Raw genomic sequence first — 22784 nt, 5'->3', positions numbered from 1 at the left:
CCGTCCCACTAGGCTGGGGGCATGCGTCGAGCGAAGATCGTCAGCACCCTCGGCCCCGCCACCTCCTCCCCCCAGCGCATCCGCGAGCTGGTCGCCGCGGGCATGGACGTGGCGCGGCTCAACCTCTCCCACGGCGACCACGCCTTCCACGAGCAGAACTACGCGCAGGTCCGGGCCGCCTCCGACGAGAGCGGCCACGCGGTCGGTGTGCTGGTCGACCTGCAGGGCCCGAAGATCCGGATCGGCACCTTCGCCGACGGGCCGATCGTGCTCTCCGCCGGGGACCGCTTCACCATCACCACCCGCGAGGTCGAGGGCGACGCCACCATCGTCGGCACCACCTACAAGGGCCTGCCCGGGGACGTCAGCCCGGGCGACCGGGTGCTCATCGACGACGGCAAGATCACGCTCAGCGTGCACGACGTCGACGAGACCGAGGTGCGCTGCGTCGTCGTCTACGGCGGACCGGTCTCGGACAAGAAGGGGATCAACCTCCCCGGTGTCGCGGTCAGCGTGCCGGCCCTGTCCGAGAAGGACGAGGACGACCTGCGCTGGGCGCTGCGGCTGCGGGCCGACTACATCGCGCTGAGCTTCGTCCGCTCGCCCGAGGACATCCGCCCGGTGCACGCCATCATGGACGAGGTGGGGGTGCGCCTGCCGGTCATCGCGAAGGTCGAGAAGCCGCAGGCGGTGGACAACCTCGAGGCCGTCGTCGACGCCTTCGACGGGATCATGGTCGCCCGCGGCGACCTCGGCGTGGAGATGCCGCTGGAGGAGGTGCCGCTGGTGCAGAAGCGGGCGGTCGAGCTCGCCCGCGCCCGGGCCAAGCCGGTCATCGTCGCCACCCAGGTGCTCGAGTCGATGATGGAGAACTCCCGCCCCACCCGCGCCGAGGCCTCCGACGCCGCCAACGCCGTGCTCGACGGCGCCGACGCGCTGATGCTCTCCGGGGAGACCGCCGCCGGCCGCTTCCCGATCGAGGCGGTCAAGACGATGTCCCGGATCATCGCCAAGACCGAGGACGAGGGGCTGCACCGCATCGGGGCGCTGCCCGGCGGGCCCAGCACGCAGGGCGGGGTGGTCACCGCGGCCGCCGCCGAGGTCGGGGAGTCGCTCGGGGTGAAGTACCTCGTCGCCTTCACCCAGCTCGGCGGGGCCGCCCGCCGGCTGGCCCAGGTCCGCTCCGGGCTGCCGATGCTCGCCTTCTCCCCCGTGCAGGACACCCGCAGCCAGCTCTCCCTGGTGTGGGGCATGCAGACCTTCCTCACCGGGCCGGTCACGCACACCGACCAGTACGCGATGATGGTCGACCAGACGCTGCTCGACCTCGGCTGGTGCGTCGAGGGCGACCTCGTCGTCATCGTGGCCGGGTCGCCGCCGGGCATCCCCGGCTCGACGAACGCCCTGCGGGTGCACCGGATCGGTGACGCCCGGGACAAGGTGGCTGCCGCGTACCACGGCGACGAGGACACCACCGATGCCACCGGCAGCGGCATGGCGATGTGAGCCGGGCACGTAGGATGGCCCGGCCGGCCGAGGTGGTGGAACGGCAGACACGGGGCACTCAAAATGCTCTGCCCGCGAGGGCGTGCGGGTTCGAGTCCCGCTCTCGGCACCAGCCAGCTCGATGACGACGAGGAGCACCATGGACGACAGCACGGCCGACGAGAGCACCGTCGAGGGCAGCACCGTCGAGAGCGGTGCGCCGCAGCAGGCCGAGGGGCCGGACGGCGGCGCGCCGCTGCGGGTGCTGCTGGCCGAGGACGAGGCGATCATCCGGCTCGACCTCGCCGAGATGCTCGGCGACGCCGGCTACGAGGTCGTGGGCCAGGCCTCCGACGGTGAGCAGGCGGTGGCCCTGGCCGAGTCGCTGCAACCCGACCTGGCGATCCTGGACATCAAGATGCCGGTGATGGACGGGCTGAGCGCGGCCGAGGCGATCGGCGAGAAGCGGATCTGCCCGGTGGTCATGCTCACCGCCTTCAGCCAGAAGGAGCTCGTCGAGCGGGCCCGTGACGCCGGGGTGATGGCCTACGTCGTCAAGCCCTTCACCGCCGGCGACGTCACCCCGGCGATCGAGGTGGCCCGGTCCCGCTGGGCCGAGCTCAAGGCGCTGGAGTCAGAGGTCGCCGACCTCGGCGAGCGCCTGGAGACGCGCAAGGCGGTGGAGCGGGCCAAGGGCGTGCTCATGAAGAAGCTGAAGATCAGCGAGGCCGAGGCATTCCGGTGGATCCAGAAGACGGCGATGGACCGCCGGATGGGCATGCGCGAGGTCTCCGACGCCGTCGTCGCGGGGATGGACAAGGCCTGAGCCTGCGCGCCGGATCCTGAGCGCCGGTCCAGGGAGCCCTGGCGCTACCCCAGGGTGAGCACCAGCTGGGTGAGCAGCGGCGCCACGACCAGCGCCGGCAGCAGGTCGCCGACGGCGACGTCGCGGATCTGCATCAGGCGCAGCGCGATCCCGACGAGCACGAGACCGCCGGTCGCGCTGAGCATGAGCACGTGCACCTCGGGCAGGATCTCGCCGAGCAGCAGCCCGAGCACGGTGATCGTGCCCTGCACGACGAGCACGCTCACCGCGGAGAAGAGCACCCCGATCCCGAAGGTGGAGGCGAAGGCCAGCGCGGCGAAGCCGTCCATCACCGACTTCAGCGCCAGCTTGTCGATGCCGCGCCCGAGGCCGTCGTCCAGGCTGCCGAGCACGGTCAGCGGACCGGTGCAGAAGAGCAGCGTCGCGGTCAGCCAGCCCTCGATGAAGCGTTCGCGCGAGGCGTGCGACCTACCCTCCCGGCCGACCCGGCGCTGCACCACGCCGGCCAGCGCGGCCAGCCGGGACTCGATGCCCAGGGCGGTGCCGACGAGCGCGCCGACCAGGAGCGAGCCCATGACGATGAGCACCGGGGCGCTGGTGCCCAGCGCGTCGGTGACCACCGGCGAGACCACCTCGGCCGCGGAGAGCGCGGCGACCAGGATCACGACCAGGCCCAGAGCGTCGGTGACCACCCGCCGGGTGCGCTCGGGCAGCCGGCCGCCGACGAGCAGCCCGAGCAGCGCGCCGAGGACGATCGTCGCGGTGTTGAGCAGGGTGCCGGCGCCGACCACGTCCATGCGCCCCCCTGCGTCTCAGTCCTCGGGCCGGCCCCTCAGCCGCCCGGGACACGATAGACGAGCAGCTCGCCAGAGCCGTCGGGTGCTCGGTGGCGATGATCCGGCGGGAGTCCTCGGTCCGTCGTCACCGCGATGGACCAGTCCTGAGAGCCGTACCTGTGCGAGCCGTGAGGTCAGGGATCGGCGGTCAGGTAGATATTGCCTGGTTCGGGTGTCTTGGTCGGTACCGACCACTGCTGAAGCTCGGCCGGGCGCGCCCAGGCCTCGTCGCTGATGTAGAGCTCGTAGCCTCCCGATGGAGCATCGTCGATCCGCCGCTCGTCGAAGTCCTCTGGGAAGGGCCACGCGCCCTGGTCGTAGATCGTGCGACCTTGTCTGTGCTGATCGAACGCCACCGCACTGGTGTAGCTCAAGGCGACGATCGCCCCTCCCTCGCCGCGGATGATCAGGGCGTCGGGTTCCCCGGTCTTGGACACCACCTCGTCGGCACCAGCGACGACTCGGCCGGCATCCAGCAGCGGGGTGACGTCGATGGGTCTGGCGGTCACGGTTGCGAGGCCGGCGGCGGCTGCTGCTGCCACCGTCAATGCGTGGCGCACCCTTGTCGTGGGTCGATTGCGCGCGCCGGGCATCGCGGCGTACATCCGCCACAGCACCGCGAACCAGGTGAAGGTCGCCAGAGGCAGGTGGAGCGCCACATAGTAGGGGGCGATCAGGCCGGTCGGCAGCAGCGCGGCGCTGACTGCGCCGCCCAGCAGTCCAGCGGTAGCCACCCGGCAGGGCAGCACCGCGTTGCTGCGTCCGGGACGGAGCCCGACCCGAGAGCAGCCGAGCACCCCGAGCAGGATGACCAGGACGCCGACCAGCATCATCGCCGGGTTCCTCTGGAGTGTCAGGTCCGGGGTGAGCTGGCCGAAGCCGCCGGGCCCCGGGGCGAAGATCTCCAGGAGGTGGAGCATCCCCTCGACGTTGAGGCCGCGCCGCGGGTCATCCGGGGCGGTCGCGTAGCGGTAGAGCTGGGTGGCGTTGTTCGGCTCGTACAGGAACAGCTCGACCGTGGAGGGGAGCCAGCAGAGGATCAGCAGGACCGTGGCCCAGACGAGCGGACGAGGCATGCGTCCGAGCAGGCTGTGGTCACCGACGTGGTCCCGAGGCGGCTTGCGATTGCGCTGCCGGTACGGTCCTCGCTCTCGGCCCTCGTAGACCCATCGACCGCGCCTCGCCGAGACCCCGGCGAGCAGCAGCGTACCGAGGCCGAGGCCCACGGCGATCGGGGCATAGGCGAGGTTCGCCTGGGCCACGAGGGACACGAGCACGACGAAAGGCGGCGCCGCCCACCAGCGTCCGACGAGCAGGGCCCAGGCGAGCACCATGACGGCGAGCAGGGCGAGCAGAGCGGGGTAGGGGTTGAAGGGTCGGAACATCCCCTCCACGCCGATAGCCCACTGGGTCAGCAGGACCGTCCCGAGGGCGCCGCATGCGGCCACGGGACCACCGAGGTGCAGCGCGCCACGCACGGTGATGAGCGAGCAGGCGGCGGCCAGCAAGCACATGGTCAGTGCGATGCTCCAGGGTGCCCAGCCGAAGAGCTCACCCAGCGGCGCCAACAGGTAGTACTCCAGAGGGCCGAGGTGGTGGGAGGCCAGGCTCGGGTCGTTCATCCCGCTGGTCGAGCGCTGACCCATGACCGGAGGGGAGGTGGAGAAGACGTCCATCGCGCGGAGGGCGATCATCGCGTCGTCGCCCTCGGGTGTCCAGTCGATCCGCACGGCCTTGACGAAGGCCCATCCGGGACCCAGCAGGCACGCGAGCTGCAGCACCAGGCCCAGGCCCGGGCCCGACGGGTACGAGCGGAGATGTCGGGCGGTTCGCGCCAGGTCGCTCTCCCACGCCCGGCGCAGCAGGTCGGGTCGCCGAGCGGGGCGCCGGCTCGACCGCCGTGCCGGTCTCACAGATCAGTCACGCGTCGCGCACCAGGCAGGAGATGCGCGAGGTGCACACGCGGCGGTCCTGCTCGTCGGTGATGACCACCTCGTAGGACGCCAGTGTGCGCCCCCGGGTGAGCGGGGTGGCCACCCCTGTGACCACGCCCTCGGTCGCTGAGCGGTGATGCGTGGCGTTGATCTCGATCCCGACCGCGACCCGGCCCTGACCGGCGTGCAGCGCCGAGCCGATCGAGCCGAGGGTCTCGGCGAGCACGACCGAGGCGCCACCGTGGAGAAGGCCGTAGGGCTGCGTGTTGTCGGCGACCGGCATGGTCGCCACCACGCGCTCCGGGGACGCCTCGACCACCTCGATGCCCATCCGTGCGGCGAGCGCGCCCACCTCGCGGCGCGCCAGCGCAGGGGTCAGAGCTGGCTGCGGGTCGGTCATCGGTTCTCCTCGCACAGGGCACGGTTGATCTGCGGAGCCAACCATAGGCCAGAGTGCAGCCCGTCCGGCCTTTCGGCGCGATTCCCGACGGTGCTCTCCACGAGGCCGTGACAGTCGGTACCGGGCGGCGGCCACGTCGGCCGCTGACGCTGTCGGAGCACGCAGATAGGGTCGGGCCCGTGAGTCGACTGATGCTGCTGGACGGGCACTCCCTGGCGTACCGGGCGTTCTTCGCGCTGCCCGCGGAGAACTTCTCGACGAGCACGGGGCAGCACACCAACGGGGTCTACGGCTTCGTGGCGATGCTCATCAACGTGCTCCGGGACGAGGAGCCCACCCACCTCGCGGTGGCCTTCGACGTCTCCCGGCAGACCTTCCGCAGCGAGGAGTACACCGAGTACAAGGCGGGCCGCTCGGCCACCCCGGACGCCTTCGCCGGTCAGGTGCCGCTGCTGAAGGAGGTGCTCGACGCGCTGCGGATCACCCACCTGGAGGTCGACGGCTTCGAGGCCGACGACATCATCGCCACCCTCGCCACCCAGGGCCAGCAGCAGGACATGGAGGTCCTCGTCTGCTCCGGCGACCGGGACACCCTGCAGCTGGTGGGCCCCAGCACCACCGTGCTCTACCCGCGCAAGGGGGTCTCCGACCTGGCCCGGATGACCCCGGCGGCGGTCGAGGAGAAGTACGGGGTGCCGCCGGAGCGCTACAGCGACCTGGCCGCGCTCGTCGGCGAGTCCAGCGACAACCTGCCCGGCGTGCCCGGGGTCGGGCCGAAGACGGCGGCCAAGTGGCTCACCGCGCACGGCGACCTCACCGGGCTCGTCGGCGCGGTCGACCAGGTCACCGGCAAGGCCGGGCAGAGCCTGCGCGACCACCTCGACCAGGTGCTGCGCAACCGCCGGCTCAACGAGCTCGTCCGGGACGTCTCACTGCCGGTCTCGGTGGACGACCTGGCGCGCCGGGAGTGGGACCGCGAGCAGGTGCACACCCTCTTCGACAGCCTGGAGTTCCGGGTGCTGCGGGACCGGCTCTTCGAGACCTTCGCCACCGAGCAGGGCGAGGTCAGCGGTGGGGTCGAGGTCGCCGGCGAGGTGCTCGGCGAGGGTGAGCTCGCGGGCTGGCTCGCCGAGCACGCCCCGGGCGGGGCGCGGCTCGGGCTGGACGTCAGTGGCACCTGGGGCCGCGGGAGGGGCGACGTCACCGGTCTCGGCCTGGCCACCGACAGCGGTGTCGGGGCCTGGGTCCACCCGGCGACGCTCACGGCCGACGACGAGAGCGCGCTGCGGTCCTGGCTGGCCGACCCGGAGCGGCCGAAGGCGATGCACGACGCCAACGGGCCGCTGCTGGCGCTGCGTGCGGCCGGGCTGCCGCTGGCGGGCCTGACCGTGGACACCGCGCTGGCCGCCTACCTGGTCCGCCCGGACCAGCGCAGCTACGACCTCGGCGACCTCACCGTCCGCCACCTCGGCCGGGACCTGCACGCCGCCGACGCGGCGCCGGACGACAGCAGCCAGGGCACCCTCGACTTCTCCGCGGACGACGACGAGGCGGCCCGCGCCTCGATGACCCGGGCCACCGCCGTCGCCGAGCTGGCGCCGGTGCTGCTGGAGCAGGTCGAGGGCACGGGTGGCACGGCGCTGCTCACCGACGTCGAGATGCCCCTGGTGGACGTGCTCGTCGACATGGAGGCCGCCGGGATCGCCGTGGACACCGACGCGCTCACCGAGCTGGAGGCCGGCTTCGCCGACCGGGTGGAGCAGGCCCAGCGGGACGCCTGGGCGGCGATCGATGACGAGCAGATCAACCTCGGCTCGCCCAAGCAGCTGCAGACCGTCCTCTTCGAGACGCTCGGGCTGCCCAAGACCCGGAAGACGAAGACCGGCTACACCACCGACGCCGACGCCCTCGCCGACCTCTACACCAAGACCGAGCACCCCTTCCTCGAGGCGTTGCTGCGCCACCGCGACGCCACCCGGCTGCGGGTCACCGTCGAGGGGCTGATCAAGTCGGTCGCCGACGACGGCCGGATCCACACCACCTACCAGCAGACCATCGCGGCGACCGGACGCCTCTCCTCGACCGACCCCAACCTGCAGAACATCCCGATCCGCACCGAGGCCGGCCGACGGATCCGCGAGGTCTTCGTCGTCGGCGAGGGCTACGAGTCGCTGATGTCGGCCGACTACAGCCAGATCGAGATGCGGGTGATGGCCCACCTGTCCGGCGACGAGGGGCTCATCGAGGCCTTCCGCACCGGCGAGGACCTGCACCGCTTCGTCGGGGCACGGGTCTTCGGCGTCGAGCCCGAGGGCGTGACCAGCGAGATGCGCAGCAAGGTCAAGGCGATGTCCTACGGGCTGGCCTACGGGCTGTCCGCCTTCGGCCTGTCCAAGCAGCTGACGATCAGCACCGCCGAGGCCACCGCGCTCATGGAGGAGTACTTCGAGCGCTTCGGCGGGGTGCGCGACTACCTCGACGGGGTCGTCAAGGAGGCGGCGAAGCAGGGCTACACCGAGACGATGATGGGTCGGCGCCGCTACCTGCCGGACCTGGACAGCTCGAACCGGCAGCGGCGCCAGATGGCCGAGCGGATGGCGCTCAACGCCCCTATCCAGGGGTCGGCGGCGGACATCATGAAGGTGGCCATGCTGCGCTCGGTCGCGGCGCTGGAGCAGGCCGGGCTGCGCTCCCGGGTGCTGCTGCAGGTGCACGACGAGCTCGTCGTCGAGGTGGCACCGGGCGAGGCCGAGCAGGTCGAGGCGATCCTGCGCGAGCAGATGGGCTCGGCCGTCGAGATGGACGTACCCCTGGACGTCTCCGTCGGGGTGGGCCGCACCTGGCACGACGCGGCGCACTGAGCGCCCGACGCGGACGGGCACCGCGGACGCTCAGCGCCCCGGCGCCGCCACCGGGTCCGGGAGCAGCGCGTCGCGCACCTGCGCGCCCGGCGCGATCCGCACCCCGGTGCCCAGCGCCGCGTCGATGACCGACGCGTCCTCGCCCAGCTCGGCCTGCAGACCGATCACCGACCGGGCGACGAGGCACCCTGTGCCGATGACCGCCTCCGGCAGCACGACCGCGCCGTCGAGCCGGGCGCCCGCACCGACCCGGGCCCCGGGGTGCACGACGCTGCCGCCGGTGAGCACCGCGTCGGGGTGGACCTGCGCGCCGGGCAGCACCAGCGCCTCGGCGCCACCGGCCCGGACCACCTGCTGGTTGGCCCTCACCAGCGCGGCCGGGTTGCCGACGTCGAGGAAGTCCGCGTCCTCCCGGTGGCCGTGCAGGCGACCCTCGGCGGCCAGCGAGGGGAAGACCTCCCGCTCCAGCGAGACCGCACCGTCGGGGATCCGCTCGCGCAGCGCGGGTCGCACCACGTAGGTGCCGGCGTTGATCGTCCGGGCCGGCGGGGTGTCCGACTTCTCCACGAAGGCGGTGACCCGGTCGTCGGGGCCCAGCACGACGCTGCCGTAGGGACGCGCGTCGGCCACCTCGCGGACGTGCACCACCGCGAGCACCTCGTCGTCGGCCTCCTGCAGCGCGCGCACCTGCGCGGCCAGGTCGTGCCCGGTGAGCAGGTCACCGTTGAGCACCAGCACGGCGTCGGCGTCGCGCACCTCGGTCAGGGCCTCGCGCAGGCCGCCGCCGGTTCCCAGCGGGCGTGCCTCGCGCACCACCCGCACCTCGGGGCGGCTCGGCGCACCGTCCGGCCCGCCAGCGGGGGAGCGGTGATCGGGGAAGGCGGAGTGGAGGTCCGCGGCGCGGTACCCGGCGGCGACGACGACCCGGGTCGCGCCGAGCGCGGCGAGGTCGTTCAGCTGGCGCTGCAGCAGCGAGCGGTCGCCCACGGGGAGCAGCGGCTTGGGGCAGTCGTCGGTCAGCGGACGCATCCGGCTGCCGCGACCGCCGGCGAGCACCACCGCCTGCAGGCCGCTCAGGACAGCTCCTCGCCGCGCGCCACCTGCTGCACCTGTGGCGCCAGCCAGCCCCAGACGATCGGTCCGGAGGTGTCGGTGAAGTGCAGGCTGTCCTCGTAGAGCGGTGTCCCGTTGATGATGTCCTTGACCTCGTCGCCGGGACAGAGCAGCCCGTACTGGTCGATCACCGGCACGTCCCGGCGCTCCGCCCAGTCCGCGACGGTGTCGTTGACCAGGCGCACGTGCTCGATGTCGTTGACCCGGTCGCTCTCCTCGCCGCCGATGTCCGGGACGTCGTGGCAGGCGAGGTTGACCAGTGCCAGGCGGCTGCTGCCGGCCGCCGCGTCGGCCTCGTCGAGCGCGTCCTCGATGAGCCGCGACCAGACCGGTGTGCCGGCCGCGGCCACCTGACCGTCGGGGTAGCGGTCGGTGACCCAGCTCTGCGGCACGAAGTAGAGCACCACGTCGGCCGAGCTCTCCTCGACGTCTCCGGGCCAGCTCTCCCGCCACGCCTCGCAGCCCTCCAGCTCGGGGGCGACGCCCCCGTCGACGTACTTCGGCACACCGAGGCTGTCGCAGCCCGGGTTGCTCTCGTCCACCAGGCGCAGGTCGGGGTGCGCGCTCTGCGGGAAGGTGTCGTACAGGCTGCCGGGGACCGAGTTGCCGATGAGCATCACCGTGGTGATGCTCTCCCCGGGGGTGTAGGGCCGCTCCGGGACCGTGAGCTCACCGTCGGCGGTCAGCGGTGCCGGGGAGATCGCCCGGGCTGCGGTCGGCATGACCAGCGCCCCGACGACCAGCGCCGGTACCGCGGCCCAGGCGACGACCAGCCCGGCCCGCGGCACCCGGGGGACCAGCGCCCGCACCCCGTGGCGCCGCACCGGCCGCTCGAGGAGCAGGTACGACAGCACCGCGAGGACGAGCGCGAGGATGAGCTGCACCCCGGCCCGGGCGAGCTCGGGCAGCGGCAGCACGTCGCTGTTGAGGTAGACGACCAGCGGCCAGTGCCAGAGGTAGAGGCCGTAGGAGATGAGCCCGACCCGCCGCAGCGGCTCGACGGAAAGGACCCGCTGCACCAGGCTGGCGCGGGGGCTGCTGGCGGCCACGACGACGACCGCCACGAGCACCGACAGCGGCACCAGGGCTCCCTCGAGCAGCACCTCCTGCGCCCGGCCGGCCCACCACATCGCCGACAGCACCACCAGGCCGGCCGGCAGCGCCAGCCGTCGGCACCACCGGTCGACGGACCGGGCGAGGTCGCGCGAGACCTCGCCGGGGCCGGGCGAGAGCACCGCCGCGAGCACGGCGCCGACGAGCAGCTGGTGGGCGCGGGTGTCGGTGCCGTAGTAGACCCGGCTGGGATCGACCCCCGGCTGGTGCAGGCTCACCATGAGCAGCGCCGAGACGGCGGCCAGCCCGGTGAGCACGGCGATCACGGTGCTGCGCCGTCGGGCGAGCGCGAGCAGCGCCAGCAGCAGCAGCGGGTAGACGATGTAGAACTGCTCCTCGACCGCCAGCGACCAGGCGTGCCGCAGCGGCGAGGGGGCCGAGATCTGCCCGAAGTAGGCCTCGTCCCCGAGGATGAAGCGCCAGTTGGCGACGTAGCCCAGGGTGGCCAGCACGTCTCCGGCCACCGCGTCCCGACGGCCCGCGGGGGTGAGCACGGTCGCGGCCAGCAGCACCGCCGCCAGCACCGGCAGCAGCGCCGGGATGAGCCGCCGCGCCCGGGCCGCCCAGAAGGCGGGGAGGCTCACCCGGCCGTGGCCGCGACGGTGCTGGGCGAGCAGCAGCGAGGTGATGAGGAAGCCGGAGACGACGAAGAAGACGTCCACCCCGAACCAGCCGCCGGGGGCGGCCTGCGGCAGCAGGTGGTAGACCACCACGGCGATCACCGCGACGGCGCGCACCCCGTCGATCGCCGGCCGGTAGGTCAGTCCCGGGGGTCGACGGCCGATGGGAGAGAGGGCCGTCGACATGATCCGGACCATAACCGACCCGTTCGCTGCGGACGCGAAATGACTCGTGAGTAGGATGACCGCCATGTCTGAGTCGACGCACGAGACCCGCTCGGTCACGACCCTGCGCACCGGGACCAAGGTCGCGATCATGGCAGGCGCGCCGCTGCTGCTGCTGGCCGTGTACTTCTACCTCGCCCCGGTCTACCTCACCCAGTCCGGCGGGGGCATCTTCACGTGCGGCTCCGCCTTCCGACCGAACGACGAAGGGGGCGCCGCGAACGTCTGCGACCCCGCCGAGTCGCTGAACCGGATGCGGGCGTACATCAGCCTGGCCGCCGGTGCGCTGATCATCGTCCTCGGCTTCGCCCTCTTCGGGGTCACCCGCGGCGATGAGACCGGGGGCCGTACCCGTCGCGACCTGGACGACGAGGACGACCGCTACGACGACGACCGGTTCGACGACGAGGACGACGTCGACGACCGGGACCGTCGGCGCGAGCGCGACCACCGCGACCACCGAGGGGCCGGTGCTCGAGGTGGCCGGGAGCGTGGCCGCGGCGACCGCGGGCACGACGAGCGCCGCCGCGACGAGCGGGACCTGACCGACGAGGACGCCGACCGCCGCCGCGGGGGATCCCGCCGCGCGGTCGCCGTGGACGACGAGACCACCGAGGACGACCTGGCCCGGCGCCGGGACCAGGGCCGGGAGCGCCCCGCACGCGGCCGTGACCGGGAGCCGCGGCGTCGTCGCGACGACATCGACCTGCGCCGCGACGCGGACGCTGACGACGACTGGGACCTGGACCGCCGCTGATGCAGCTGGAGCGCTTCCTCGAGGAGGTCGAGGCGTCCTTCGACGGTGACCCGCAGGTGAGCGACCCGAGCGACCCCGCCTTCGCCGAGCTGACCCGGACGGTCAACGGCTACACCTCGGCGAACGAGCTGGCGGTGCTCAACGCCGCCGCCCGGGCGCTGCCCGAGGACGAGTGCTACCTCGAGGTCGGCAGCTACAAGGGGCGCTCGATCTGCGGCGCGGTCCGCTCGGTGCCGGACCGCACCTTCTACGTGCTGGAGAACTACCTCGAGTTCGGGATGCAGGGCCAGGAGGCCCGGGCCGAGCTGGAGCACAACCTCGCCACGCACGCGGCGCACGCCGACGTCCGGCTCATCGAGGGCAACTGCTTCTCGTTGCTGCGACGCCCCGGGCTGCTCGACCGGCCGGTGGGGGTCTACTTCTACGACGGCGAGCACACCGCCACCTCGCACTACCTCGCGCTCGGCATCATCGAGCCGTGGCTGGCGGACGAGGCCGTGGTCCTCGTCGACGACGCCACCTACCCGATGGTCACCGACGCCCACGACGCCTACATCGCCCGGCACCCGCAGTGGCGGGTGGAGCGGCGCTGGGACGCCCGCACCAACGACGACCCGCGCTGGGCGAACGGGCTGCACGCGCTGAGCTTCCGCCGGGACGCGGCCACCGCCCGCGGCAGCGAGGAGCCCTGGGACGTGCGCTGGCGCCGGCTCGGCTACCGCACGGTGCTCGGCCCCGGCCAGAAGGCCGCCTGGACCGCGATCCACCGCTTCCCGGGGCTGGTGCCGCTGGCGAAGCGGCTCTACCCCTCCAAGGAGGCCAGCTCGATCGAGGCCTCCGACCGGTCCTGAGGGCCACGACCGACGTCGTCCGTCGTGGGTGACGCCGTCGGTGGTCAGTCGTGGGTGAGGTCGAGGGCCTCCATCGTCTCGGCCGACCCGGGCGAGGGGGCCGGCTCCTTGGCCGGGACGAGCATGAGCCCGATCAGCGCCACCACACCGGCGGTGCCGCCGACCGCGGCCACCACCTCGTAGGGGGAGTCTCCCAGCCAGGTGAGCACGAGCAGCGCCTGCACGCCGGCCGCGACCCAGACCACGACGGTGAGCACGTGCCCGCCACGGCTCATCTCCGCGAAGAGCCAGACCTGCACCACCGCCCACAGCGTCCCGCACAGCGCGCACCAGACGAGCAGCGGCTCGGCGTCGGCGAAGGCCGACCCGCCGGTCAGGCGCACCAGCAGGCCGGGCACGAGCGCGCAGACCAGCGCCACCAGCCCGCCGAGCACCACCACGGTCAGCGCGGCCCGGTGCAGGGTCGAGCGGACCACGGTGGCGCGGCGGCGGTCGGCGAGGGTCGGCACGATGGTCAGCGCGAGGAACTGGGTGCCCCAGAAGACCACCCGCCCGAAGAGGGCCGCCAGCGCGTAGGCGCCGCTGTCGTGGTCGTCGAGGCGGGCGCGGGCGAGCACGACGTCGAGGCTGGAGAGCGCGGTCAGCCCGGCCAGCGCCACGTTGCTCTTCACCAGCCCGGTCAGCAGCTCCGCCGGGTGCTCGGCCCGCGGTCCCTGCCCCAGCAGCCCGCGGGTGACCCCCAGGGCCGCCAGCACCGAGACCACCGAGGCGACGAAGGTGGCGGCGAAGATCTGCGCCACGCTCAGCCCGGCCACCACCGCCAGCACCGCCGCCACCAGCCGGGTGCCGCCGGTCACCAGGTAGATCCCGGAGAGCCGGCCGTAGCGCTCCCGGCCCAGCAGCACGCCCTGCAGCGCACCGGTGACGGTCATCGGGGGCACCATGAGCGCCAGCCAGACCACCGACCAGGCCGAGTCCAGCCGCAGCACGTCGCGCAGCACCGGGGCGAGCGCGATGGTCACCACCGCCAGGCCGCTGCCGACGAGCAGGGCGCTGCGCACCCCGGTGAGGGCCCGCCCGGCGGCCCGGGCGGCGTCGGTCTGCCGGGCGGCGACGACCACCTGGAAGGCGCCGGCCGGCATGGCCAGCAGCACCCCGTAGGTGTTCAGCGCGGAGAAGCCGCCGAAGTCGGCCGGGCCCAGCGCCGAGGAGACGAAGACGACGAAGACGTAGCTGAGCAGGTTGGCCAGACCCATGCTGATCCCGAGCACGGCCGCAGCGGCGGGCAGCGCGCGACGGGGCGAGAGCGGCATGGGGTCCTTCGGGCAGGCCGACGGGGTGGCGATCGTCATGTTACGCCTCGGTAGTGGCGGGCCCGGGGTCGGTTAGGATCGGCGCTCGACGTGCCAGCGCACGTCCCACGGCCGGTCGCGACGGAGGGAGAGGGCGTGCGTCGTAGGCAGATCACGCCCTACCGCCTGGTCACCGCCGGACTCCTCACCCTGCTGACCCTCATCGTCGTCGGCAACAGCTGGGGCGTCTTCCAGACCGACATCAAGCCCGAGGTCTACCTCGCGCCGGGCGAGATGCTGCCCCGCTACCTCTCCGCCTGGAGCAGCTCGCCCTACCTGGGCTCGCCCAACCTCAACGTCGGCCTGGTACCGGTGCTCGCGGTCACCGCGCTGCTGCGCGGGATCGGCCTGGACGCCGAGATGGCCTTCAAGATCTACCACCTGCTGCTCTGGGCGCTGGCCGCCTGGGGGACCGCCCGGCTGCTGCGCACCCTGGTCCCGCGGGCCGGGCGCTGGGCGGCCCTCATCGCCGGCGTGGCCTACATCGCCAACCCCTACGCGGTGGCCGCCGGCAGCACGCTGGCGATCGCCCTGCCGATGGCGCTGCTGCCGTGGCTGCTGATCACCATCACGAAGGCGCTGCGCGACCCGCGCGGCTGGACCTGGCCGGCCGCCACCGGGCTGGTCTTCTTCGCGATGAGCGGGATGAACGTCGGCGTGGTGCCGGTGCTGCAGCTGCTCCTGGTCATCCCGCTGGCGCTGTACGTGCGCACCGAGCAGGGGCTGCGGTGGCGGGAGGTCGCCGGGGCGCTCGCCCGGTGCGCCCTCTTCGTCGTGGCTGTCTCCCTCTACTGGCTGGTGCCGAGCATCGCCGCCACCGCGACCGGCACCCAGATCGTCGACGCCTCGGAGACGCCCGAGGGGATCAACCGGACCAGCTCCTTCGTCGAGGTGCTGCGCGGCCTGGGCCTGTGGAGCTACTACGGCTCGGACGAGACCGGGCCGTGGATCCCCGAGTTCGCCATCTACCTGACCAGCCCCCTGGTCATCCTGCTGACCATGCTCTGGCCGGCGGCCGCGCTGCTCTCGCTGCGGGTCGTCCCGGCCCGGCTGGCCCGGCTCAGCGCCGGCACCGCTGCCCTGGCCGCGGTGGTCATGGTCGGGCTCTACCCCGACGGACGCGGCAGCAGCGGGTTCGCCCTGCTGCTCGGCTGGGTCCTCGAGCACGTGCCGGCGATGGAGGCCTTCCGCACGACGAACAAGATCGGTGCCGGCCTGGCCCTCGCCTTCGCCCTGGTCCTCGGGGTGGGCCTGGCTCGGACGCTGCCCCGGGTCATGTCCCGGCCGGGCGCAGGGCCGGCCGTCGGCGGGCTCGCCATGGCCACCCTCTTCGCGCTGGTCGCCCCGGCGATCACCGGCAACCTCTACACCTCGCCGCTGGACGTGCCGGGCTACTGGCGCCAGGCCGCCGACGCCGTCGACGAGGGGGCCGAGGACGGTCGGGTGCTGCTGCTGCCCGGGCAGACCCGCCCGCAGTACCGGTGGAGCGAGGAGCGGCCGGACGACCTGCCCAGCTCGCTCTTCAGCCGGGACGCGGTGATCCCGGAGACCACGCCCAACACCTCGGCCCACGGCGCGAACTACCTGGCCGCGCTCGACGACACCCTGCAGTCCGGCAACGGTGGCAGCCACCACGTCTCGCCGTACGCGCGCTACCTCGGCGCCGACCAGATCCTGCTGCGCCACGACGTGGCCTGGGAGGGCGACGGCGGGGCCCGCCCGGGCACCACCTCGACGGCGCTGAGCAGCGACCCCGGCCTGCGCGGCCTGGTGAACTTCGGCGAGCCGGGGGAGAACACCTTCACCGTGGCCAACCCGCCGGTGAGCGTGGAGGAGTCGCTGCTGCCGCCGCTGCAGCTCTACGGGGTCCGCTCCGCGCCGGGCGTGGTGCGGGCGGCGCCGGTCGCCGGCAGCATCGTCGTCGCCGGCGACGCCTGGTCCGTCCCGGCGCTGGCCCGTGAGGACCTGCTCGCCGGGGACCCCACGCTGCGGTACGCCGCGGACCTCGGCGCCGACGAGCTGAGCAGCATGCTCGGCGAGGACGGCCGGCTCGTCGTCACCGACACCAACCAGCGCCGCTCGGTCATCGCCAACCGGCTGACCGCCGGCCACTCGGCGGTGCTGGCGCCCGACGAGGACCCCGGTCTGACCCGCGCCCTCGGCGACGACCCGGACGACCAGAGCGTGCTGGTGCGCGACGGCGTCGAGGTGCAGGCCACCGACGAGGGGGGCACCTTCTTCGACGTGCCGTCGGGCGTCGCCGAGAACGCCATCGACGGGGACCGGTCGACCGCGTGGCTCTTCGGCGACTTCCAGGGGGCCACCGGCGAGCGGCTCGACCTCACCCTGCCGGAGCCGACCGAGCTCGGCGAGGTGACCATCCGCACCACCGCCCTCGGCGACACCGCGATCGACGCGCTGGTGGTCAGCGCCGGCGAGCGGCGGGAGCGGGTCACCGCCGACGAGGACGGGATCGTGCGGGTCGACCTGGACGGGGTGGAGACCGACGAGCTGCGGCTCGAGGTCGCCGGCCAGCGCGGCACCGGCTTCAGCCTCGTCGGGGTCTCCGAGATCGACCTGGGCCTGCCCGAGCCGCTGGTCGCCGAGCGGGTGACCCGCACCCCCCGGACCCTGGACACCCTCTACGCCGACCTCGACCCCGAGCAGCGGGAGCGCTTCGCCCGGACCCCGTTGGACGTCTCGCTCACCCGGGTGCAGAACACCGACAGCCTCGACGACGACACCGAGCAGGGCCTGCGCCGCGCCTTCAGCGTGCCCGACGACCGCGAGGTCTCGCTGACGGCCACCGCCCGGATGGCCGACGACGCCGAGCCGCTGATGGACGAGGTCCTCGGGCTGGACACGACCTATCAGGCGCGCTCGTCCGGGGCCTACTTCGACTCCGTGGAGCGACGCGCCTCGCAGGCCTCGGACGGCTCGGCACGCACCGCCTGGGTGCCGGGCGGGCCGCTGGCGGAGGCCTGGTGGCAGATCCGCGGCCCGCAGCGCACCATCGACGACGTGACCGTCCGTCAGGTGGCCGACCCGGAGGACGAGGGAGACACCGCCTGGATCACCGGGGTGCGCGTCCTCGTCGACGGCGAGGAGGTGGCCACCGGCGAGGTCGGCGAAGGGAGCGCCACCGTCACCGTCCCCGAGGGCACCACCGGTCGCACCGTGCGGGTCGTCGTCGACGAGGTCGACGACGCGCAGGGTCAGCGTCCGCCCCGGGTGAGCGACATCGACACCGGGGCCACCATCGCCGCCACCGGCGAGGAGCAGACCTGCATCACCGTGGCCACCCTGGACGGGGAGCCGGTGCAGATGCGCCCCCGCGACACCGAGAACCTCGCCGGACCCCGCGGGCCGGCGACCAGGTGGGTCGGCTGCGGCCGGGAGTCCCTGGTCTGGGGCGAGCACCAGCTGCGCCCGGTGGACGGGGTGCAGCTGGACACCGTCACCATGCGCGACGTGCAGGGTCGCGAGCCCACCGAGCCCACCCCGCCGCCGGTCGTCGGCACCGAGCAGGGCGGTGGCTCGTCCCTCAGCGTCGAGGTCGGCCCCTCACGCACCCCGTACGTGCTGTCCATCGGCCAGGGCTACGACCCGCGCTGGACCGCCACCCTGGAGGACGGCACCGACCTCGGGGAGCCGATCGTCGTCAACGGCTACGCCACCGGCTGGCTGGTGGAGAGCACGCAGGGCCAGACCATCGACATCCGCTTCGGTCCGCAGCGGCCGGCCACCGTGGCGCTGGTGGCCTCGGGCGGCAGCCTGCTGGTCGCCGGGATCCTCTTCGCGGCACCGCTGGCGCGGCGTCGGCGCGAGGAGGTCGCCAGCGAGCGCGAGGGGGCCTGGGGCGACGAGCACCAGAGCGGACCGGCGGAGCCGGGCGAGCCCGACCCCCGGCCCGGTGCCGGGACGAGCGGCCGCGGCACCAGCGGCCGACGGTCCGGTGCGACCGCCGGTGCGACCGCCGTCGCGACCACTCCTGCCGAGAGCGCTCCTGCTGAGAGCGCTCCTGCCGAGACCTCTGCGGTCGGCACCGCTGCTGGCGAGCCCCCCGCGTCGTCGGGATCCAGCGCGCCAGTCACCGATGCCGGTGCGCCGGCGGTGAGCGGGCTGCCGGATGCCGCGGAGACCGATGAGCACGCCCCCGGCAGCCACGTCGCCCCGCGGACGCCGCGAGCACCGTTGGGCGAGCGGCTGTTCCGGGCCAGCGGCAGGTCGCGGCTGCTGCTCGAGGCAGCCCTGGCCCTCGGTGCCCTGCTGATCGGCGGGATCGGCGCGGGCCTCGGCGCGCTGCTGGCCGTGCTGCTGCTGCGCCGCGTCGGACCGCGGCCACGGCTGCTCGTGGCGGTCGGCTCCGCCCTGGTGCTTGTCTCCGCGATCCTCTTCGTGCTGCAGGCCCAGGCCGCGGGGACGCTCGGCGAGATCAGCGCGAGCACCGTGGCAGAGGCCCTGGTGCCGCACCACGTCGCCGGTGCCGGGCTGACGATGGCCGTGCTCGGTGCCTTCCTGCGGCCGGTGCGCCGGCCCGGCGCGCGCCGTGGCGACGAGCGCACCCCGCCCGACCGTGAGACGAACGATGCGGAGGAGAACGATGCCCACGCCTGATCGCGGCAGCACCTCGGCGCGGGTCACCGTCGTCGTGCCCACCCGCAACAACGAACGGACGATCGATGCCTGCCTGCGCTCGGTGACCGCGCAGAGCGTCCCGGTGACCCTCGTGGTCGTCGACAACCACAGCACCGACGCCACCGCCACGATCGCGGCGGAGCACGCCGACGAGGTCATCGTCGGCGGCCCGGAGCGTTCGGCCCAGCGCAACCTGGGGGTCGCGGCGGCCCGCACCGAGTGGGTGCTCTGGCTGGACAGTGACATGCTGCTGCCGCCCGAGGCCGTGGAGCGGGCGCTGGCCACGGCCGCGGAGACCGGTGCCGCGGGGGTCGCGCTGCCGGAGCGGACCATCGGCGACGGGTACTGGACCGCCTGCCGGGCGCTGGAGCGGGAGTGCTACCTCGACGACCCGTGGCTGCACAACCCGCGGCTGGTGCGGCGCGAGCTGCTCGTCGAGGACGGCTTCGACCTGGAGATGTCCGGCCCGGAGGACGCCGACCTGCGGATGCGGATGCGCCGGGACGGCCTGGGGATCGCCCTGGCCCCGGTGCTCGTCGACCACGACGAGGGTCGTCTGACCGTGGCCGACGTCATGCGCAAGCGCTTCTACTACGGACGGAGCATCCCCGCCTTCGCCGAGGCTCACGACGGCGCCGTCTCGGCGCAGGGGCGCGCGGTGCTCTCGGCCTACGCCCGGAACCGTCGTCGGCTGCTGCGGGACCCCGCGCACGCGGCCGGGATGGTGCTGCTGCGGGGCATGGAGGCCGGCGCCTACGCCCTCGGCGCCCGGCGCGGACGGCGCGACCGGGCCCAGCGGTGAGCGCCGACGAGGCGGCCGGCCTGACGCCGCCGGACGTGGCCGAGCAGCGTGACCGACGGATGCTCTGGGTCTCGCTGCCCGACCAGCGGGTCCGTCGCGAGCTGTACTGGATGTCGTTGATGCCCCGGACCCGGGTCACCGCGCTGGCCCAGCAGGAGCCGGCCGGCGACATCACCTGGGTGCCGAGCACCTACCGCCGCCCGGTGAAGCGGTTCGTCGAGGCCGGGGCGCTGGCCTGGGTGCGCGGGCTGGGGGAGCAGGACCCGGCCCGCTACGACTGGGTCACCTCGCTCGAGCTGTGCTCGCTGGTGACCGGCCAGGCCTCCCGCTGGCGCCGCGCGGCGCGCCGCGACGCACCCGCCAGCAGCCCGGGCCGCCGGGGCACCGGCCCGCTGCAGGCGGTGATCACCTGGGAGAACCTGCCCGACCAGCCGCTCTACCGGCTGCCGCCCTACCGCCAGGCCGTCGACTCCTGCCGCGACGCCGACCTGCTGCTGTGCATGGTCGACGCGGCCCGGGACCACCTGCTGGCCAACGGCTTCGACGACGAGCTCATCCGGGTGGTGCGCCCCGGGGTCGACACCACGCTCTTCCACCCGGCCGACGCCTCGGCGACCGAGCCGGTCATCGCCTTCGTCTCCCCGCTCGCCGAGAACAAGGGCATCGACCGGGTGCTCGAGGCGATGCCGCTGGTGCGCCGCCGGGTCCCCGACGCCCGGCTGGTCGTCGCCGGACGTGGCCCGCTGCGGCCGCTGGTCGAGCGCGCGGCGGCGGACCCGCGGAGCGGGGTCGAGCTCGTCGGGTCGCTGGACACGCCGGGCGTGGCCGACCTGCTGCGCCGGGCCGCGGTCTTCACCACGGCGCCCCGCCCCACGTGGAAGTGGACCGAGCAGCTCGGCCTGGCCTACCTCGAGGCGCAGGCCAGCGGGCTGCCGGTGGTAACCACCGCGTGCGGCACCAACGACGAGGCCGTGCACCCGCCGAACCTGCTGCTCGAGGACTCCGCCGAGGCCCTGGCCGACGGGCTGGCCGGCTTCCTCGAGGACGACGCCCGCCGCGCCGAGGTGGGCGCCGCCAACCGTGCCCGGATGCTCGCCGAGCACGACCTGCTCGGGCAGAGCGCCGCGATGGGCCGGGCCTTCGCCGACATCGAGCGGCGGCACGCCTCCGGACCGGGGCGGTGACCGCGACCCGGCGGATCGCACGCCCCGGACCCACCGGGGTCGGGGCGCTCACCGGGCTGCTCCTGGGAGCGGTCATCCTCGGGCCGGCCCTGGCGCCCGGCTACACGCTGCACTACGACCTCGTGCACGTCCCGGACCTGGCGCTGGACGCGGGCACCCTGGGCACCGACGGAGGAGTGCCGCGGGCGGTGCCCAACGACCTGCTCGTCGCCCTGATGTCGCTCGCGCTGCCCGGATGGGTGGTGCAGAAGGTGCTGCTGCTGGGCAGCCTCGTCGTCGGCGCCGCAGGGGCCGGCCGCCTGGCGGCGACGCGCTGGGGCGCGCTGGCCGGCGCCGTGCTGTGGACCTGGAACCCGTGGGTGGGCGAGCGCCTCGGGATCGGCCACTGGGGCTACCTCATGGGGTACGCGCTGCTGCCCTGGGTGCTGGTCGCGGCCGCGCGGCTACGGCGCGGGGAGGTCGCCCGGTGGCCGCTGGCGGCGACCCTGGCGCTGGCCTCGCTCGGTGGTGCCACCGGGACCGTGCTCGCCGCCCTGCTGGCCGCGCTGGTGCTGCTCGTGCCGGTCGGGCCGCGGCTGACGGCGCATCGTCGGGCCGCGGACCTCGCCCTGGTCGTGGGGGTCGCCGCAGCCACCGGCGCGGTGTGGTGGTGGCCCTTCCTCACCGCGGGCTCCCGGGCCGCCGATCCCGAGGGGGTGACCGCCTTCGCGGCCGCCGCGGACACCCCCTTCGGCGTGCTCGGCTCGCTGCTGCTCGGCGGGGGGCTGTGGAACGACATGACCTGGTTCGACGAGCGCACCTCGCTGGTGGCCTCCGGGCTGGCGCTGCTGGCCACGCTGCTCGTGCTCGGGCTCGCCCTCTGCCGACGCGACTGGTGGCGCGACCCGCTGACCGTCGGAGCGAGCCTCGCCGGGGCGGTCGGGCTGCTGCTCGCCGCCGCGGCCTCGCTGCCCGGCGGCGCCGCGGTGGTCACCACGCTGGTCACCGAGGTGCCCGGCGGGGGGCTGCTGCGCGACGGGCAGAAGCTCGCCGCGCTGTGGGTGCTGCTCGTGGTCTGCGCGCTGGTCGCGGTGGTGGACCGTGCCGCCGCCGCCCGTGCCGGCCCGTGGCTGCTGGCCGCGGCCGCCTGGCCGGTGGCCACGCTGCCGCTGCTGGCGTGGGGGCACGCGGGCGCGTGGGGGAGCGTCGACTACCCGGCGGCCCACCTGCGGGTGGCCGAGCAGGTCAGCGGTGCGGACCGGGTCGCGGTGCTGCCCTGGTCCACCTACCGCCGCTCCTCCTGGAACGAGGACCGGGTGGTGCTCGACCCCTGGGACCGGCTCGTCGACGGCGACGTGCTCACCGACGACCGGCTGGTCCTGCGCGACGGCGAGGTGGCTGGGGAGGACCCGGCCGCGTCGGCGGTCGCCCGCGCCGTGGCCGGTGGCGGGGACGTGCGCGCAGCGCTGGAGCGCGCCGGGGTGCGCTGGGTGGTGGTCCAGACCGACCAGCCCGACCCCGAGTCGTCGGTGCCGGCGGACCTCGGCGACCCGGTGGTCGTCGACGGCTCGCTGCGGGTCCACGACCTGGGCGCCCCGACCACCAGCGAGCCGGGCCCGTCGACCACCCGGGCGCTGGGCCTGCTCGTCACCGGGGGCACGTGGATCCTGCTCGCCGGGACCGGGCTGTCCCGGGCGTGGCGCGCACACCGGTCCGGCCCCGGGCGCGGACGACGCGAGCCGGATCACGGTCAACCTGTCGCCGGTTTGTGACTGACGAGTTACAATCGATGCAGACCTGACCATCCT

The 22784-nt window shown here is 73.9% G+C and carries 15 protein-coding genes and 1 tRNA gene; 10 read left to right on the top strand and 6 right to left on the bottom strand.

Going from position 1 to position 22784, the window contains the following annotated elements; translation table 11 throughout:
- Positions 1–21: 21 nt before the first annotated feature.
- The 3 genes from pyk to BJY28_RS13580 all read left to right on the top strand — a co-directional run bounded on the left by pyk (position 22) and on the right by BJY28_RS13580 (position 2311).
- Positions 22–1506 (top strand): pyruvate kinase, encoded by a 1485-nt coding sequence (gene pyk, locus BJY28_RS13590; protein ID WP_179463479.1) that lies wholly within the window; start codon positions 22–24, stop codon positions 1504–1506.
- A gap of 26 nt (positions 1507–1532) precedes the next feature.
- Positions 1533–1618 (top strand) — tRNA-Leu (locus BJY28_RS13585).
- A 27-nt stretch (positions 1619–1645) separates the two neighbouring features.
- Positions 1646–2311 (top strand): ANTAR domain-containing response regulator, encoded by a 666-nt coding sequence (locus tag BJY28_RS13580; protein ID WP_179463478.1) that lies wholly within the window; start codon positions 1646–1648, stop codon positions 2309–2311.
- 44 nt (positions 2312–2355) lie between these two features.
- On the opposite strand, the gene BJY28_RS13575 is transcribed toward BJY28_RS13580, so the two are convergent.
- The 3 genes from BJY28_RS13575 to BJY28_RS13565 form a co-directional block, all read right to left on the bottom strand.
- A complete protein-coding gene (locus tag BJY28_RS13575; protein WP_179463477.1) occupies positions 2356–3108 on the bottom strand; it encodes a DUF554 domain-containing protein in 753 nt (250 codons plus the stop codon).
- A 173-nt stretch (positions 3109–3281) separates the two neighbouring features.
- Positions 3282–4928, bottom strand: coding sequence for a hypothetical protein (locus BJY28_RS13570; RefSeq protein ID WP_179463476.1), 1647 nt, complete (start codon positions 4926–4928; stop codon positions 3282–3284).
- Positions 4929–5067: 139 nt separating this feature from the next.
- Positions 5068–5481 carry a hotdog fold thioesterase gene (locus BJY28_RS13565; RefSeq protein ID WP_179463475.1) on the bottom strand — a complete coding sequence of 138 codons (414 nt, stop codon included), beginning with the start codon at positions 5479–5481 and terminating at the stop codon, positions 5068–5070.
- 179 nt (positions 5482–5660) lie between these two features.
- Between BJY28_RS13565 and polA the strand changes: the two genes are divergently transcribed.
- Complete coding sequence (gene polA / locus BJY28_RS13560) at positions 5661–8342, top strand: DNA polymerase I (protein WP_179463474.1); 2682 nt, start codon at positions 5661–5663, stop codon at positions 8340–8342.
- 30 nt (positions 8343–8372) lie between these two features.
- On the opposite strand, the gene BJY28_RS13555 is transcribed toward polA, so the two are convergent.
- Together BJY28_RS13555 and BJY28_RS13550 are read right to left on the bottom strand one after the other, a co-directional pair.
- Positions 8373–9398, bottom strand: coding sequence for a nucleotidyltransferase family protein (locus tag BJY28_RS13555; protein WP_343037175.1), 1026 nt, complete (start codon positions 9396–9398; stop codon positions 8373–8375).
- Between the two features lie 17 nt (positions 9399–9415).
- Positions 9416–11374: an acyltransferase family protein gene (locus BJY28_RS13550; RefSeq protein WP_179463472.1), complete on the bottom strand. Its 1959-nt coding sequence runs from the start codon at positions 11372–11374 to the stop codon at positions 9416–9418.
- 64 nt (positions 11375–11438) lie between these two features.
- Between BJY28_RS13550 and BJY28_RS13545 the strand changes: the two genes are divergently transcribed.
- Positions 11439–12170, top strand: a complete 732-nt coding sequence (locus tag BJY28_RS13545) for a hypothetical protein (protein WP_179463471.1) — start codon at positions 11439–11441, stop codon at positions 12168–12170.
- Positions 12170–13021 carry a class I SAM-dependent methyltransferase gene (locus tag BJY28_RS13540; protein WP_179463470.1) on the top strand — a complete coding sequence of 284 codons (852 nt, stop codon included), beginning with the start codon at positions 12170–12172 and terminating at the stop codon, positions 13019–13021. Before BJY28_RS13545 ends, BJY28_RS13540 begins: the two co-directional genes overlap by 1 nt.
- Before the next feature lie 44 nt (positions 13022–13065).
- Here the strand turns inward: BJY28_RS13540 and BJY28_RS13535 are convergent, their stop codons facing one another.
- Complete coding sequence (locus tag BJY28_RS13535; protein WP_179463469.1) at positions 13066–14373, bottom strand: lipopolysaccharide biosynthesis protein; 1308 nt, start codon at positions 14371–14373, stop codon at positions 13066–13068.
- A gap of 96 nt (positions 14374–14469) precedes the next feature.
- On the opposite strand from BJY28_RS13535, the gene BJY28_RS13530 reads away from it, so the two are divergent.
- The 4 genes from BJY28_RS13530 to BJY28_RS13515 are packed head-to-tail and all read left to right on the top strand — an operon-like array spanning position 14470 to position 22748.
- Complete coding sequence (locus BJY28_RS13530) at positions 14470–18990, top strand: alpha-(1->3)-arabinofuranosyltransferase domain-containing protein (protein WP_179463468.1); 4521 nt, start codon at positions 14470–14472, stop codon at positions 18988–18990.
- Positions 18977–19813 (top strand): glycosyltransferase family 2 protein, encoded by an 837-nt coding sequence (locus tag BJY28_RS13525; protein ID WP_179463467.1) that lies wholly within the window; start codon positions 18977–18979, stop codon positions 19811–19813. The genes BJY28_RS13530 and BJY28_RS13525 overlap by 14 nt, the downstream gene beginning before the upstream one ends.
- Positions 19810–20997 carry a glycosyltransferase family 4 protein gene (locus BJY28_RS13520; RefSeq protein ID WP_343037118.1) on the top strand — a complete coding sequence of 396 codons (1188 nt, stop codon included), beginning with the start codon at positions 19810–19812 and terminating at the stop codon, positions 20995–20997. The genes BJY28_RS13525 and BJY28_RS13520 overlap by 4 nt, the downstream gene beginning before the upstream one ends.
- The gene (locus BJY28_RS13515) at positions 20994–22748 is read left to right on the top strand and encodes an MmpA family trehalose lipid delivery protein (RefSeq protein WP_179463466.1); all 1755 of its coding nucleotides are present in this window, start codon (positions 20994–20996) and stop codon (positions 22746–22748) included. Before BJY28_RS13520 ends, BJY28_RS13515 begins: the two co-directional genes overlap by 4 nt.
- Positions 22749–22784 lie beyond the last annotated feature (36 nt).

Source organism: Janibacter alkaliphilus (assembly GCF_013408565.1).
In the GTDB taxonomy this organism is placed as follows: Bacteria; Actinomycetota; Actinomycetes; order Actinomycetales; family Dermatophilaceae; genus Janibacter; species Janibacter alkaliphilus.
The sequence above is the reverse complement of the archived record's forward strand: the minus strand, read 5'-3'. Positions and strand labels throughout refer to the sequence as shown.